The organism is Mycobacterium avium subsp. avium (assembly GCF_009741445.1).
GTDB lineage: Bacteria > Actinomycetota > Actinomycetes > Mycobacteriales > Mycobacteriaceae > Mycobacterium > Mycobacterium avium.
In genome coordinates this window covers 2,307,864-2,322,404 of record NZ_CP046507.1, presented here as the reverse complement: position 1 = coordinate 2,322,404, position 14,541 = coordinate 2,307,864, and the positions used below count along the sequence as shown (strand labels likewise).

Below are 14,541 nucleotides of genomic sequence, written 5' to 3'. Positions count from 1 at the left end.
AATCGCGGGTATCCGCGGCCCAAGCCAAAGACGTGAAGGGGTGGGCCGGTGATTACTGCCACGCGCGAGGTCGCCGCGCCGTGTGAGCGGGTCTGGGAGGTAATTGCCCAGGGCTGGACCTACACGCAATGGGTGGTGGGCAACAGCCGCACCCGCGCGGTGGATGCGGACTGGCCGAATCCCGGCGCCTCGATCCGGCATTCCGCCGGGGTGTGGCCGCTCGTCATCAACGACGCGACGGTGGTGGAGCGCTCAGACCCCCCACATGAGCTGGTGCTGCGCGCCCACCTGGGACCCCTGGGCGCCGCGCGAATCACCTTGCGGCTGCACGCAACCCGGGTGGGATGCCGGGTGGAGATGATCGAAGTCCCGGCCCGCGGATCGGTACGGCTGATCCCGAATCAGCTTGCGCTGCTGGCGGTTTACCCCCGAAACCAGGAGTGCCTGCTGCGGCTGGCGGCGCTGGCCGAACGGCAGGAGCCGAATCCGGTGACCTAGCTCATGGCCTCCGACGCGGTGGCCATGTCGCTGCTGACGAAGTAGTTCGCGAGCTTTCTTCGGCCGCCGAGCGTCACGCCAGCGTGGCGCCCGGCGGGCCGAGCCACGCCAGCGTGACGCTCGACGGGCGCAGCGGAATGACGCTCGACGGGCGCGGCGGAATGACGCTCGGGCGGGCGGCGGAATCGCGCTGGGGCGCTTAGCCGTTCGCGGCGATGTCTTCGAGCACCGCGAACATGGTGCGCGTCGGCACCCCGGTGGCGCCCTTGGGCGAATAACCCCACGGGCTGCCGGTGTTGTAGGCCGGGCCGGCCACGTCGATGTGCGCCCAGCCCACCCCGTCGGCGACGAACTCGCGCAGGAACACGCCGGCCACCAGCATGCCGGCGAAGCGCTGCCCGCTGATGTTCGACAGGTCGGCCACCGTGGACTTCAGGTCCTCCTTGAGCTCGTCGGGCAGCGGCATCGGCCAGCCGTTCTCACCGACCCGCTGGGAGATCGCCGCGACCCGGTCGCGGAACTCGTCGCTGCCCATCACCCCGGGGATCCGGGCGCCCAGCGCGACGGTCTGCGCGCCGGTCAGCGTGGAGGTCTCGATCAGGTAGTCCGGGTTGTCCTCGCAGGCCCGCACGATGGCGTCGGCCAGGATCAGCCGGCCCTCGGCGTCGGTGTTCTGCACCTCGACGGTGGTGCCGCCGTACTGCGTCAGCACATCGCCGGGCCGCTGCGCGGTGCCCGACGGCATGTTCTCCGCCATCGGCACGGTGGCGATCACGTCGATCGGCAGCTGCAGCCGCGCGGCCAGCGCCACGGTGGCGATGACGGCGGCGGCCCCGCCCATGTCCGAGGTCATGTGATGCATCGAGGCCGCCGGCTTGATCGAGATGCCGCCGGTGTCGAAGGTGACGCCCTTGCCGACCAGCGCCACTTTTTTCGCCTGCTTGGATTTCTTGGCCAGCCGCGAACCGCGGTGGATCAGCCGCACCAGCCGCGGCGGGCGCGACGAACCCTGGCCGACGCCCAGAATCCCTCCGTAGCCGCCCTTTTGCAGCGCCTTCTCGTCGAGCACCTCCACCTCGAGGCCGACGGACTCACCCAAAGCCCTTGCCCGCTTGGCGAATTCGTCGGGAAACAGGTGACTGGGCGGGGTGTTGACCAGATCGCGGGCGGTGGCGACCGCGGTCGCGACGGCCGCACCGTGCGCGACCTCCTGCTTGGCGTCCTTGGCGGTGGCCAGCACCGTGATCTTTTGCAGCCCTTTGTCTTTCGGGGCGGTCTTGGCGCTGCGGAATTCGGTGAACCGGTAGCTGCCCAGGATCAGGCCCTCGACGGCGGCCGAGGCCACGCCCTCGCCGGGCAGCGCCGCCAGCGTGGTGAACACCGTCTCGGTGTTGGACAGCGACCGCGCGGCCACCCCCGCGGCACGGCGGACGGTGTCGGCCGGCCACTCGGATCGCGGCTTGCCCAGGCCGACGGTCAGCACGCTGGACACCGGCAGCGATCCCACGACCAGCCGGTGCAGTTGTTCGGCGCCGCCGGTGGCCGCCAGCGCCCGCAGGCCGGATTCGATCTCGGCGACCGCGTCGGAGGACAGGAACGACCCGGCCGACGCGACGACGGCGCCCGGCTTGTCGTCGTCGCCGGTGGAGACGACGGGCACGATCAGCACGGTGGACGCGGCGGCGCGGCGCGGCAGCGAGGAGGCGACGTTGACGACGGGGGAGGCGTAACCGGGTTCTGTGCTCATCCGCATCACCCTAACGGTCCGCCGGTCGCGGCTGGCTAGGGTGAGAAGTCGTGAGCAACGAAGCCGACCTGCTGCACGGACCGCTGGAAGACCGCCACCGCGACCTGGGCGCCAGTTTCGCCGAGTTCGGGGGTTGGCTGATGCCGGTGTCGTATGCGGGCACCGTCAGCGAGCACAACGCGACGCGCAACGCCGTCGGCCTGTTCGACGTCAGCCATCTGGGCAAGGCGCTGGTTCGCGGGACGGGCGCGGCGCGGTTCGTCAACTCCGCGCTCACCAACGACCTGAACCGGATCGGGCCGGGCAAGGCGCAATACACGTTGTGCTGCAACGAATCCGGGGGAGTCATCGACGACCTGATCGCCTACTACGTCGACGACGACGAGATCTTTTTGGTGCCCAACGCGGCCAACACCGCCGCCGTGGTCGAGGCGCTGCAGGGCGCCGCCCCGGCCGGGGTGACCATCAGTAACCTGCATCGCTCGTATGCCGTGCTGGCCGTGCAGGGGCCGCGCTCGGCCGACGTGCTCGCCGAGCTGGGGCTGCCGACCGACATGGATTACATGGCCTACGCCGACACCTCGTTCCGGCAGGTGCCGGTGCGGGTCTGCCGCACCGGGTACACCGGCGAGCACGGCTACGAGCTGCTGCCGCCGTGGGAGTCCGCCGGCGTGGTGTTCGACGCCCTGGCCGCGGCGGTGTCGCAGGCCGGCGGCCAACCGGCCGGCCTGGGTGCCCGCGACACGCTGCGCACCGAGATGGGTTACCCGCTGCACGGCCATGAGCTGTCACCGGACATTTCGCCGCTACAGGCCCGATGCGGCTGGGCGATCGGCTGGAAAAAGGAGGCGTTCTTCGGCCGCGACGCGCTGCTGGCCGAGAAGGAGGCCGGGCCGCGACGGCTGCTGCGCGGGCTGCGGATGGTGGGCCGCGGCGTGCTGCGGGCCGGCCTGACGGTGCTCGTCGGTGACACGCCGGTCGGGGTGACCACCTCGGGCACGTTCTCCCCGACGCTGCAGGCCGGGATCGCGCTGGCGCTGATCGACACCGACGCCGACGTGCGGGACGGTCAGGAAGTCACCGTCGAAGTCCGCGGCCGCGCCGCCACGTGCGAGGTGGTGCGGCCCCCGTTCGTCGCGGTGAAAACCCGGTAGCGGCGCGGTCGCGCGGGCAAAATCCGATCGGACGCCCGGATATACAATCAGCGGATGACCAGTGGCTCCCTCGAGTTCACGGTTTCGCGCTCGACACGTCCGGCGACCGACGCCGAACGCGAAACCATCCTGGCCGAGCCGGGTTTCGGCAAATACTTCACCGACCACATGGTGTCGATCGAGTACGACGAGACCGAGGCCGGACGGGGCTGGCATGACGCGCGCGTCATCCCGTACGGCCCGATCGAGCTGGACCCGTCGGCGATCGTGTTGCACTACGCGCAGGAGATCTTCGAAGGGCTCAAGGCCTACCGCTGGGCGGACGGCTCCATCGTGTCGTTTCGCGCCCAGGCCAACGCCGCCCGGTTGCGGTCCTCGGCGCGGCGGCTGGCGATTCCCGAGCTGCCCGAGGAGCTGTTCCTGGAATCGCTGCGCCAGCTGATCGCCGTCGACAACGCCTGGGTACCGGCCGCCGGCGGCGAAGAGGCGCTGTATCTGCGGCCGTTCGTCATCGCCACCGAGCCCGGGCTCGGGGTGCGGCCCTCCAAGCAATACCGCTACCTCCTGATCGCCTCCCCGGCCGGCGCCTACTTCAAGGGCGGCATCAGTCCGGTCACCGTCTGGGTGTCGACGGAGTACGTGCGGGCCAGCCCGGGCGGCACCGGGGCGGCCAAGTTCGGTGGCAACTACGCGGCGTCGCTGTCCGCGCAGGCCGAGGCCGCGGCCAACGGCTGCGACCAGGTGGTGTGGCTGGACGCCGTCGAGCGGCGCTTCGTCGAGGAGATGGGCGGGATGAACATCTTCTTCGTGTTCGGCAGCGGCGGCTCGGCGCGGCTGGTCACCCCCGAGCTGTCCGGCTCGCTGCTGCCCGGTATCACGCGAGACTCGTTGCTGCAGTTGGCAATTGACGCCGGTTTCGCCGTCGAGGAACGCAAGATCGACATCGACGAGTGGCAGAAGAAGGCCGCCGCCGGTGAGATCACCGAGGTGTTCGCCTGCGGCACCGCCGCCGTCATCACGCCGGTGTCGCACGTCAAGTACGGCGAGACGGAGTTCACCATCGCCGACGGCCAGCCCGGCGAAGTGACGATGGCATTGCGCGACACGCTCACCGGGATTCAGCGGGGCACCTTCGCCGACACCCACGGCTGGATGACCCGGCTCGGCTGATTTGCGGGCTCGCGCCCCGCGGGCGCCGGCTGCCCGCGACTGTCGGCTCGCCCGCGAGTGCCGGCTCGCCCGCGAGCGTGAAGTTAGTTTCACGCTGGGCCCCGACCGTGAAGCTAGTTTCACGCTCGGCGGGTTGCTGAGCGGCCGAGCCGAGCCGAGCCGGCCCGGGCTAGACGCGCACCAGGGCCGCGAGCGCTACCGCGCTGACCGTCGCGGTCAGCTCGATCGCCGCGCCCAGCACGTCACCGCTGATGCCGCCGAAGCGGCGCACGCAATGCCGCACCAGCACCCCGCCGCAGCCCAGGCCCAGCAGCACCGCGACCGGTCCGTGCCACGGCCGCGGCCCGGCCACCAGCGACATGCCGAGCAGCACCGCGACCCAGGCCGCCGCCACCGCCGCCGGCTGACTGCCGGCGACGGTGGCGCCCAGCGAGCTGCCGGCGGCCGCCGGCACCGTCCGACGGCAGGCCAGCACCGCGGCGACCCGGCCGGCGAACACCGCCACGGCCACCCCGACCGGAACCGGCCGCCCCGCCGCGAGCGCGGAGAACGCCAGCGCCTGCGCCATCACCACCACGACGACGGCGGCCACGCCGAACGGTCCGGTCGAGCCGTCCCGCATCACCGCCCGGGCGCGGTCCGGGGGCCCGTAGCAGCCCAGGCCATCGGCCGTGTCGGCGACGCCGTCGATGTGCAGGCCGCGGGTGATCAACAGCAGCGCGGCCACGGCGAGCAGCCCGCCCAGCGGGCTGGACCGGCCGAACACCACCGTGCCGCCCCACGCGACGGCGGCGGCCAGCGCCCCCAGCGCGAGGCCCACCACCGGCAGCGCCGTCATGGCGCCGCGGCCCATCGGCCCGCGGCCGCCGGCCGGCATGGGCAGCACCGTGCCGAACGCGAAAGCCGTTGCCAGCGAACGCATCACGGGTGAGCCGACGGGTCGGACACACCGGCCTGGGCGAAGGTCGCCATCGACGACAGGGCCGCCACCGCGGCCCGCACGATGGGCAGCGCCAGCGCGGCGCCGGTGCCCTCACCGAGCCGCATGCGCAGGTCGAGAATCGGCTCCAGATCCAGCGCGGTCAGCGCCAGCGCATGACCCGGCTCGGTGGAGCGGTGCCCGGCCTGCCACCACAGCCGGGCGCCCGGCGCCAGGTGCTCGGCGACCAGCGCGGCCGCCGTCACCGCCATGCCGTCGAGCAGCAGCGGGGTGCGCCGCACCGCGGCCTGCGCGCAAAAACCCGCCAGCGCAGCCAGATCCGCGCCTCCGGCGCAGCGCAGCAGCGCGACCGGGTCGGGCAATACCCGTCGCGCCCGAAAGAGCGCGTCGCGCACCGCGGCCGTCTTCCGCGCCCACCCGGCGTCGTCGATGCCGGTGCCAAACCCCACCGCCACGACCGGCTCGACGTTGGTCAGCGCCGCCACCAATACCGCTGCGGCCGTGGTGTTTCCGATCCCCATGTCGCCGGCGATCAGCAGGTCCGCGCCGGCGTCGACCTCCTCGTCGGCGATGGCCGCACCCGCGGACAGCGCCCGCTCGGTCTCCTCAGCGGTCAACGCGTCCTGCACCGTGATGTCGCCGCTACCGCGGCGGACCTTGTTCGCGCCGATCCGATCGTCGGGCGGGTCTGCGTCCACCGCCAGGTCCGCCACGCGCACGCTCGCCCCGGCGACGCCGGCCAGCGCGTTGATCGCGGCGCCGCCCGCGTCGAAGTTGGCGACCATCTGGGCCGTCACCTCCGGCGGGTAGGCCGAGACGCCGCACCGGGCGACGCCGTGATCACCGGCGAACACCACCACCCGGGCCCGCTCGAACTGCCGCGGCGGGCACTGCCCCTGGCAGGCCGCGATCCACACCGACAGATCCTCCAGCCGGCCTAGCGCGCCGCGCGGTTTGGTCAGGGTGTCCTGCCGCGCCCGGGCGGCGGCGGCCGCGCCCGGGTCGGGCGGCGAGACGGTCGCGAATTCCATCAGACCCCCGGCGTTTTGATCGGCACCGGCTGGCCGGCCACCACCAGCACCACCCGGTCGCACAGCCGCGCGAGGCGCTGGTTGAGGCTGCCCAGCTCGTCGGCGAACCGGCGCGCGGACGCGGTGGCCGGCACCACAGTCAGCCCCACCTCCGGGCTGACCAGCACCAGCGCGGCGGCGAACTCGGCGACCGCGGCCAGCAGGTCGTCGACCGGGGCGGTCACCGAGCCGCCCTGCCATCCGTCGTGCCGGTCCAGCATGCCGGTCAGCCAGCCGCCCAGGTCGTCGACCAGGGTGGGGACCTGCGGACAGCGGCGCAATTCGGTTGCGATGTCGTCGGTTTCGATCGTCGACCAGTGCGCGGGGCGCCGGTCGCGATGCTCGGCGACCCGGTGCGCCCAGGCCGCATCGTGCACGCCGGGCGGCCCGGGCGCCAGGTAACGAACCCGCCGGCCGGCCGGCAGCCCGTCGGCGACGGCTTCCTCCGCCCACTGCGACTTGCCTGACCTGATCCCGCCGAGCACCAAAGTGCGCACCGGTGTCAGCCGGCTTTCGGGTGAGGTCTAATCGACACTGCTGCCGTGCTTGACTTGGGGCCGCGGCGCCCGCAACCGCCGCATCTGCGAGGCCCGACCGGCCGCGTAAAGGCCTAGCTTCCAACGGCTTTCGGTGTTGTTGGGGAACTTGGCGTCGACCATCCTGCTGACCTTGCGGCCCAGGATCAGGCCGTCGATACTCATCACTGCCATCAGCACCAGCATTGCGGGAGAGATGTAGAGCTGCAGTTGCGGGACGCCGAACATGATGAACATCAAGAACAGCGTCGACGGCATGAACAGGCCGAGCAGGTTGCGCCGGGAGTCCACGATGTCGCGCACGTAGCGTCGGACCGGGCCCTGGTCGCGCGGCAGCAGGTAGCCCTCCTCGCCGGCCATCATGCGTTCCCGCCGCTCCGACATGCGGGCGCGATTGGCGGCCTTGTCGGCGCGGCGCTCCTCGCGGCTGAGCTTGGGGCCTGCCAACGTCTTGCGGCGGGCCCGCGCCTCGGAGGCGGTCATCGGTGCGGGTGCGACGGGCCCCTTGCGCGCGTTGCGGCGGGCCTCGCTGCGCTTGGGGGTGGGGCGACCCTTCGGGCCGGTCCGGCGCGGCTCGCGGGACGCGGCGTCCGCGGCGCCAGCAACGTCGGATCCGCCCGACGCGGCGGTCTGCTCGTCGAGGTCTTCGTCCTGGTCCTTCTTTCGGCCCAACAGCTTCACAGGGGCCAGGTTACTTCGCGGCCGGGTCGCGCCGGAATTCGCCTGGAATGCCTTGCTATTAGACCTGCGTTAGTGCCTCAGTTGGCCCTACTCTTACACGTGATGAACGGCTGCCTTTGATGGACGACGGGTCGATGGCCTCGGATGATGCTGCCTCCAGCCTGGCCCCCGGCCGCCTTCAATTACCCGCGATGCAAGTTCTGGTGGCGCCCGACTGTTATGCCGACAGCATGTCGGCGCTGGAGGCGTCCGCCGCGATCGCGACCGGCTGGACGCGGTCGCGTCCCGGCGACCGGTTCATCGTCGCCCCGCAGTCCGACGGCGGTCCCGGTTTCGTCGAGGTACTGGCCAGCCGGCTGGGCGAGACGCGCCGGCTGCGGGTGTCCGGGCCACTGAAAGCCATGGTGGAGGCCGAATGGGTCTTCGATCGGGGGTCGGCGACCGCCTACCTGGAGTGCGCGCAGGCGTGCGGGTTGGCGCTGCTCGGCGGTCCACCCACCCCGGAGACCGCCATGGCGGCCCACAGCAAAGGCGTGGGCCAGCTGATCGCCGAGGCGCTGCGGGTAGGGGCGACCCGGATCGTGGTCGGACTCGGCGGCAGCGCGTGCACCGACGGCGGCCAGGGCATGATCGCCGAACTCGGCGGCCTGGACACCGCCCGCCGGCAACTGGGCAACGTCGAACTGATCGCCGCCTCCGACACCGAATACCCGCTGCTGGGCCCGTGGGGGGCGGCCCGGGTGTTCGGGCCGCAGAAGGGCGCCGACACCGCCACGGTCGCGGCGCTGGAAGTCCGGCTGCAGGCCTGGGCGCTGATCCTGGAGGCGGTCGCCGGGCGCGACGTCAGCGCCGAGCCGGGCGCGGGCGCCGCCGGCGGCATCGGGGCCGGGCTGTTGGCGCTGGGCGGCCGGTGCGAGTCGGGCGCGGCCATCATCGCCGAACACACCCGGCTGTCCGACGACCTGGACACGGCGGAGTTGATCGTCACCGGCGAGGGCCGATTCGACGAGCAGTCGCTGCACGGCAAGGTGGTGGGTTTCCTCGCCGACGCGGCCCGGCCGCGCGGGATTCCGGTGATCGTGCTGGCCGGCCAGGTCGATCTGGACACCGCGACCGTGCGCTCGGCGGGCATCATGGCCGCGCTGTCGATGGCCGAACACGCCGGATCGGCGCGGCTGGCCCAGGCCGACGCCGCCAATCAGCTGATGGGTCTGGCCTCGGTTGCGGCGGCGCGACTCGGGAATAGCGGTCCGTCAAGGTACCGTTGAAGCAGTGGACTTTCGCCCAAGTCCGGGTCGCAGTGCGCACGCCGGCGATACCGGGCCCGATCGAAGCCACCCAACGATGAGGCATGTAGGAGAAGCAATGACGGTGCAAAACGAGTCGAACGCCAAGACCCACGGCGTGATCCTGACCGAGGCCGCCGCCACCAAGGCAAAGTCCCTGCTGGACCAGGAGGGCCGGGACGACCTGGCGCTGCGCATCGCGGTCCAGCCGGGTGGGTGCGCTGGGCTGCGCTACAACCTCTTCTTCGACGACCGGTCGCTGGACGGCGACCTGACCGCGGAGTTCGGGGGTGTGACGCTGACGGTGGACCGGATGAGCGCGCCCTATGTCGAGGGCGCGTCCATCGATTTCGTGGACACCATCGAAAAGCAGGGGTTCACCATCGACAACCCCAACGCCACCGGCTCCTGCGCCTGCGGCGACTCGTTCAACTAGACCCTTCGGCTGATCGCGAAGGCCCTCTAGTACGAGCCGCCGGTGCGCAGCACGTACGAGCACACCATGATCTGGCCGCGCTGGAACAGCAGCTGGGCGATGCCCTGCACCTGCCCGCGCGCCGGGCCGCCGCTCACCGGGGACACCCGCATGCTGAACAACGCCTGCGCCTGGTACTGCGACAGGTAGACGATCTTGTCGATCGAGGTCACCTGCACCTCGGAGAACTGTTTGCGGAACGCGTCGCTGCTGAGCTTGGCCAGCGCCTGGTCGGACCGCTTGTCCTGGACGCCGTCGTAGAGGCCGCACAGGGCGTTGCGGGCGATCTCGTCGATGTCGCGATGCTCGAGCGCGTCCAGATAGCCCTGGATCGCCGTTTTGGCCGCGCCCTCGGAGAACGTCGCCCCGGTGTTGGCGCCGTTGGTGCGCACCCCGTACACGATGGCCACCGTCATCACCGCGACCAGCGCAACGGCCAGCGCCAGGCCGACGATCAGCCGCCGCTTGGATCGCCGCGGCGGGTACGGCGCGGGCGCGGGTGGGGGACCGGCATAATTGGCTGAACCGGGTGGCGCCTGCGGGGCCGCGGCGTAGCCGGTATCGCCGGCGTTGGGGTGGTCCGGGAACTCGAGTGGCTGGGATTCGCTTGGGGGAGTTGGTCCTTGGCCGCCGACGGTGTGGTTCGGCGAGTGCGGACCTGCCATCGTGGTTCTCCTACGGTGGTGACGGGACTGCGAGCGGGTTCGGCCCGTCGAGTTGCTGAGCCGTTCCCAAAGTCGTTCCTAAGGGAGGCTAGCGCAGACCATGCACCGACCGTGCACGCAGCGACGGTCGAAACACCTGAGTAAGCTAGATAACCTTACTAACGAAGGATGGAGATTTCGTGACGATCGCGGTGACAGGGTCGATTGCAACCGACAATCTGATGCGCTTCCCCGGCCGGTTTTCCGAACACCTGCTGGCCGAGCACCTGCAGAAGGTGTCCCTCAGCTTCTTGGTCGACGACCTGGTGATTCACCGCGGCGGCGTGGCCGGCAACATCGCCTTCGCGATCGGGGTGCTGGGCGGCGACGTCGCGCTGGTCGGCGCGGCCGGCGACGACTTCGGCGAGTACCGCGACTGGCTGCAGCGCCACGGCGTCAACTGCGACCACGTGCTGATCTCGCAGACCGCGCACACCGCCCGGTTCGTGTGCACCACCGACCAGGACATGGCCCAGATCGCCTCCTTCTATCCGGGCGCCATGTCGGAGGCCCGCAACATCAAGCTCGCCGACCTGGTGTCGTCGCTGGGCAAGCCGGAGCTGGTGATCATCGGCGCCAACGACCCGGAGGCGATGGTGGTGCACACCGAGGAGTGCCGCAAGCTGGGCCTGCCGTTCGCCGCCGACCCGTCCCAGCAGCTGCCCCGGCTGTCCGGCGAAGAGATCGACAAGCTGGTCGACGGCGCCGCCTACCTGTTCACCAACGACTACGAGTGGGAGCTGCTGCTGTCCAAGACCGGCTGGTCGGAGGCGGACGTGCAGCAGAAGGTCGGGCTGCGGGTGACCACGCTGGGCGCCAAGGGCGTCGACATCGTCGAGCGCGACGGCACCACCACCCGCGTCGGCGTGGTGCCCGAGACCAGCCAAACCGACCCCACCGGCGTGGGCGACGCATTCCGCGCCGGCTTCCTGACCGGGCGCAGCGCCGGGCTGAACCTGGAACGCTCGGCGCAGCTGGGCTCGCTGGTCGCCGTGCTGGTGCTGGAATCCACCGGAACCCAGGAGTGGTCCTGGGACCACGAGGTCGCCAAAAGCCGGCTGGCCGGCGCGTACGGCGAGGACGCGGCCGCCGAGATCGCCGCGGTGCTGGCCTGACGTTTTGCCGAGCAGACGCGCTCAGAGCTGCACCGGGTACACCGGCTCGCCGATCTGTGGCACCACGCTGTGCTCGACGAAGATGGCGTGCCAGAGCATGAAGATCAGCACCGTCCACAGCCGGCGGCTGTGATCGCTGACGCCGTTGCGGTGCTCGTCGAGCATCCGGCGCACGGCGCCCAGGTCCACCAGGTGACCGGCCTGAGACGACGCCACCATCGAGTAGGCCCACTCCAGCAGCTCGCCGGCGCGCAGCCAATGCCGGATCGGGACCGGGAAGCCGAGCTTGGGCCGGTGCAGCACGTGCGCCGGGACGATCGGCTCCAGCGCCCGCCGCAACGCGTACTTCGTGGTGGTGCGGGTGATCTTGGCCTCCACCGGCAACCGGGACGCCACGGCGAACACCTCGGGATCCAGGAACGGCACCCGCAGCTCCAGCGAGTTGGCCATCGTCATCTTGTCGGCCTTGACCAGGATGTCCCCGCGCAGCCAGGTGAACAGGTCGATGTGCTGCATGCGCGCCACCGGGTCCCAGCCGATCGACTGCGCGTACAGTGCGGCGGTGACGTCGGTGTGCGTCCATTCCGCGCGGAAGCCGGGCAGCACGTCGCGCAGCTGCGCATCGGAGAAGCTGCGGGCGTTGCCGTAATAGCGCTCCTCGAGCGTCAGCGACCCGCGGTGCAGCAGGCTCTTGCCGCGCATCCCGTCCGGCAGCGGCTTGGACACCTTGCCCATCGAGCGCCGCACCGGCCGCGGCAGGTAGTCGAAAGGCCGCAGCGACAACGGCTCCCGATAGATCGTGTAGCCGCCGAACAGCTCGTCGGCGCCCTCCCCGGACAGCACCACCTTGACGTGCTTGCGGGCCTCCCGGGCGACGAAGAACAACGGCACCAGCGCCGGGTCGGCCACCGGCTCGTCGAGGTACCAGACGATCTCGGGCAGGGCGGCGACGAACTCGTCGGGGTGCACCACCTTGGCGATGTGCCGGGCGCCGATCGCCTCCGCCGAGGCCACCGCGACGTCGATCTCGGAGAATCCCTCGCGCTCGAAACCGGTGGTGAAGGTGATCAGCCGCGGGTTGTGCCGGATGGCCAGCGCCGCGATGGCGGTCGAGTCGATGCCGCCGGACAGAAACGCCCCGACGGTGACGTCGGCGCGCATGTGTTTGGCCACCGAATCTTCGAGCACCGCGGTGATCTCGTCGTAGCGGGCCTGTTCGGTGTCGCGGGTGATGGGCACGGCCGCGAACCGGGGCACGAAGTAGCGGGTGATGTCGGGCGCCGCGCCGGGCCGGATCCGGGCATAACAGCCCGATTCCAGCCGTCGCACCCCGCGGTGCAGCGTCTCGGGCTCCGGCACGTACTGCAGGACGGTGTAGTGCTCCACCGCGCGCTCATCGATCGCGGTGTCGAACCCGATCAACTCGGCCAGCTCCAGCAGGCACTTCTTCTCGCTGGCCACCGCGGTGCCGCCGGTGCCGGTCGCCACGAACAGCGGTTTGATGCCGAAAGGGTCACGAGCACAGAACAATTCGCGGGTGACGGTGTCCCACAACGCAAACGCGAACATGCCGCGCAGCCGGGTCAATACATCGGTGCCCCAGTGGTGGAAGCCGGCGACGATGGCCTCGCCGTCGCCGTCGGTGGCGAACACCGCGCCGTGGTGGGCGGCCAGCTCGTCGCGCAGCTCCAGGTAGTTGTAGATCTCGCCGTTGAACACCAGCTCGTAGCGGTCCGGCGTCTCGGGCGGGCCCCAGCGCAGCGGCTGGTGCGAATGGGCGATGTCGATGATCGACAGCCGGTTGAAGCCGAACACGACGGAGCCGTCGGCGCCCGCCCAGGTGCCCGGCTCGTCGGGCCCGCGGTGGCGCATCAGGTGCGAGGCGCGCGCGATCGCGTCGTCGGCGCCGACGGCACCGGCTCGGGCGGCGACGAACGCCAGCAGACCACACACGGCGCCTCAGTATGCCGCACGTCCAACGCCGGGACCGACTGACGGGCCGGGGTTTCGTCGCCCGGTTCAGACGCGTGGTCTACGCTGCGTAGTATTCGATATCCGAGCAGGAGGCGCCGACGTGACCCCTCGCGAGCAGGACCGTTCGCAACCTTTGTCGCAGGGTAGGTTTCCGGGCCGCGTCGGGCGCAGGGTGCTGCGGCCGTTGGCGCTGGCCGTGACGCTGGGTGTGCTGGCGATCGTGCTGAGCGGATGCAGCAGCTGGGCCGACGCGCTGGCGCTGGGCTGGCCGAAGGGCATCACCCCGCAGGCCCACCTCAACCGGGAGCTGTGGATCGGCGCCGTGATCGCCTCGCTGGTGGTCGGGGCCATCGTGTACGGGCTGATCTTCTGGGCGTCGGCGTTCCACCGCAAGAAGGCGACCGACACCGAGCTGCCCCGCCAGTTCGGCTACAACATGCCGTTGGAGCTGGTGCTGACGGTGACGCCGTTCCTCATCATCTCGGTGCTGTTCTACTTCACCGTGGTGGTGCAGGAGAAGATGCTGCACATCGCCAAGGACCCCGAGGTGGTGGTCGACGTCACGGCCTTCCAGTGGAACTGGAAGTTCGGGTATCAGAAGGTCAACTTCAAAGACGGCACGCTGACCTACGACGGCGCCGACCCGGAGCGCAAGAAGGCGATGGTGTCCAAGCCGGAAGGCAAGGACGCGCACGGCGAGGAGCGGGTCGGGGCCGTCCGCGGGCTGAACACCTCGGACCGCACCTATCTGAACTTCGACAAGGTCGAGACGCTGGGCTCCAGCGACGAAATCCCGGTGCTGGTGCTGCCCACCGGCAAGCGCATCGAATTCGACCTGGCGTCCGCGGACGTGGTGCACACCTTCTGGGTGCCCGAGTTCCTGTTCAAGCGCGACGTCATCCCCAACGCCGAGGCGAACAACTCGATCCACGTGTTCCAGGTCGAGGAGATCAACTCGCCCGGGGCGTTCGTCGGCCACTGCGCCGAGTTCTGCGGCACCTATCACTCGATGATGAACTTCGAGGTCCGTGTGGTGTCGCCCAACGACTTCAAGGCCTACCTGCAGCAGCGGATGGACGGCAAGAGCAACGCCGAGGCGCTGCAGGCGATTGGTCAGTCTCCGGTGGCGGTGACCACGCACCCGTTCGACTCCAAGCGCGGTCAGTTGGCCGGAAGCCAGTAGGTTAGGAC

Annotated in this window: 14 protein-coding genes; 7 read left to right on the top strand and 7 right to left on the bottom strand. The window is 70.6% G+C overall.

What is annotated here, in order from left to right:
• Window positions 1-48: 48 nt before the first annotated feature.
• Entirely contained in the window at window positions 49-498 is a 450-nt protein-coding gene (locus MAA44156_RS10840) for an SRPBCC family protein (RefSeq protein WP_023879951.1), read from the top strand.
• 199 nt (window positions 499-697) lie between these two features.
• Here MAA44156_RS10840 and MAA44156_RS10835 read toward each other — a convergent pair whose 3' ends face one another.
• Window positions 698-2,245: a leucyl aminopeptidase gene (locus MAA44156_RS10835; protein ID WP_009976500.1), complete on the bottom strand. Its 1,548-nt coding sequence runs from the start codon at window positions 2,243-2,245 to the stop codon at window positions 698-700.
• A gap of 50 nt (window positions 2,246-2,295) precedes the next feature.
• Between MAA44156_RS10835 and gcvT the strand changes: the two genes are divergently transcribed.
• Complete coding sequence (gene gcvT / locus MAA44156_RS10830) at window positions 2,296-3,399, top strand: glycine cleavage system aminomethyltransferase GcvT (RefSeq protein ID WP_009976502.1); 1,104 nt, start codon at window positions 2,296-2,298, stop codon at window positions 3,397-3,399.
• A gap of 54 nt (window positions 3,400-3,453) precedes the next feature.
• On the top strand, window positions 3,454-4,569 hold the full coding sequence (locus tag MAA44156_RS10825; RefSeq protein ID WP_009976503.1) for a branched-chain amino acid aminotransferase: 1,116 nt from the start codon (window positions 3,454-3,456) through the stop codon (window positions 4,567-4,569).
• A gap of 169 nt (window positions 4,570-4,738) precedes the next feature.
• Here the strand turns inward: MAA44156_RS10825 and MAA44156_RS10820 are convergent, their stop codons facing one another.
• The 4 genes from MAA44156_RS10820 to MAA44156_RS10805 are packed head-to-tail and all read right to left on the bottom strand — an operon-like array spanning window position 4,739 to window position 7,796.
• Window positions 4,739-5,494, bottom strand: a complete 756-nt coding sequence (locus tag MAA44156_RS10820) for an adenosylcobinamide-GDP ribazoletransferase (RefSeq protein WP_065371117.1) — start codon at window positions 5,492-5,494, stop codon at window positions 4,739-4,741.
• Entirely contained in the window at window positions 5,491-6,543 is a 1,053-nt protein-coding gene (gene cobT / locus MAA44156_RS10815) for a nicotinate-nucleotide--dimethylbenzimidazole phosphoribosyltransferase (protein WP_029248463.1), read from the bottom strand. Before cobT ends, MAA44156_RS10820 begins: the two co-directional genes overlap by 4 nt.
• Entirely contained in the window at window positions 6,540-7,076 is a 537-nt protein-coding gene (locus MAA44156_RS10810) for a bifunctional adenosylcobinamide kinase/adenosylcobinamide-phosphate guanylyltransferase (protein WP_011724706.1), read from the bottom strand. Before MAA44156_RS10810 ends, cobT begins: the two co-directional genes overlap by 4 nt.
• 27 nt (window positions 7,077-7,103) lie before the next feature.
• Window positions 7,104-7,796, bottom strand: coding sequence for a DUF3043 domain-containing protein (locus tag MAA44156_RS10805; protein WP_009976511.1), 693 nt, complete (start codon window positions 7,794-7,796; stop codon window positions 7,104-7,106).
• A 191-nt stretch (window positions 7,797-7,987) separates the two neighbouring features.
• Here MAA44156_RS10805 and MAA44156_RS10800 point away from each other — a divergent pair, with 191 nt between their 5' ends.
• Window positions 7,988-9,064, top strand: coding sequence for a glycerate kinase family protein (locus tag MAA44156_RS10800; RefSeq protein WP_003878146.1), 1,077 nt, complete (start codon window positions 7,988-7,990; stop codon window positions 9,062-9,064).
• A gap of 97 nt (window positions 9,065-9,161) precedes the next feature.
• Window positions 9,162-9,518 (top strand): HesB/IscA family protein, encoded by a 357-nt coding sequence (locus MAA44156_RS10795; RefSeq protein ID WP_003872274.1) that lies wholly within the window; start codon window positions 9,162-9,164, stop codon window positions 9,516-9,518.
• 26 nt (window positions 9,519-9,544) lie between these two features.
• Here the strand turns inward: MAA44156_RS10795 and MAA44156_RS10790 are convergent, their stop codons facing one another.
• On the bottom strand, window positions 9,545-10,222 hold the full coding sequence (locus MAA44156_RS10790) for an Rv0361 family membrane protein (RefSeq protein WP_003872273.1): 678 nt from the start codon (window positions 10,220-10,222) through the stop codon (window positions 9,545-9,547).
• A gap of 179 nt (window positions 10,223-10,401) precedes the next feature.
• Here MAA44156_RS10790 and MAA44156_RS10785 point away from each other — a divergent pair, with 179 nt between their 5' ends.
• Complete coding sequence (locus MAA44156_RS10785) at window positions 10,402-11,376, top strand: carbohydrate kinase family protein (protein ID WP_009976513.1); 975 nt, start codon at window positions 10,402-10,404, stop codon at window positions 11,374-11,376.
• Window positions 11,377-11,397: 21 nt separating this feature from the next.
• Here MAA44156_RS10785 and asnB read toward each other — a convergent pair whose 3' ends face one another.
• Entirely contained in the window at window positions 11,398-13,329 is a 1,932-nt protein-coding gene (asnB, locus tag MAA44156_RS10780; protein WP_009976514.1) for an asparagine synthase (glutamine-hydrolyzing), read from the bottom strand.
• A gap of 121 nt (window positions 13,330-13,450) precedes the next feature.
• On the opposite strand from asnB, the gene ctaC reads away from it, so the two are divergent.
• A complete protein-coding gene (gene ctaC, locus MAA44156_RS10775) occupies window positions 13,451-14,533 on the top strand; it encodes an aa3-type cytochrome oxidase subunit II (RefSeq protein WP_003872270.1) in 1,083 nt (360 codons plus the stop codon).
• Window positions 14,534-14,541: the final 8 nt, after the last annotated feature.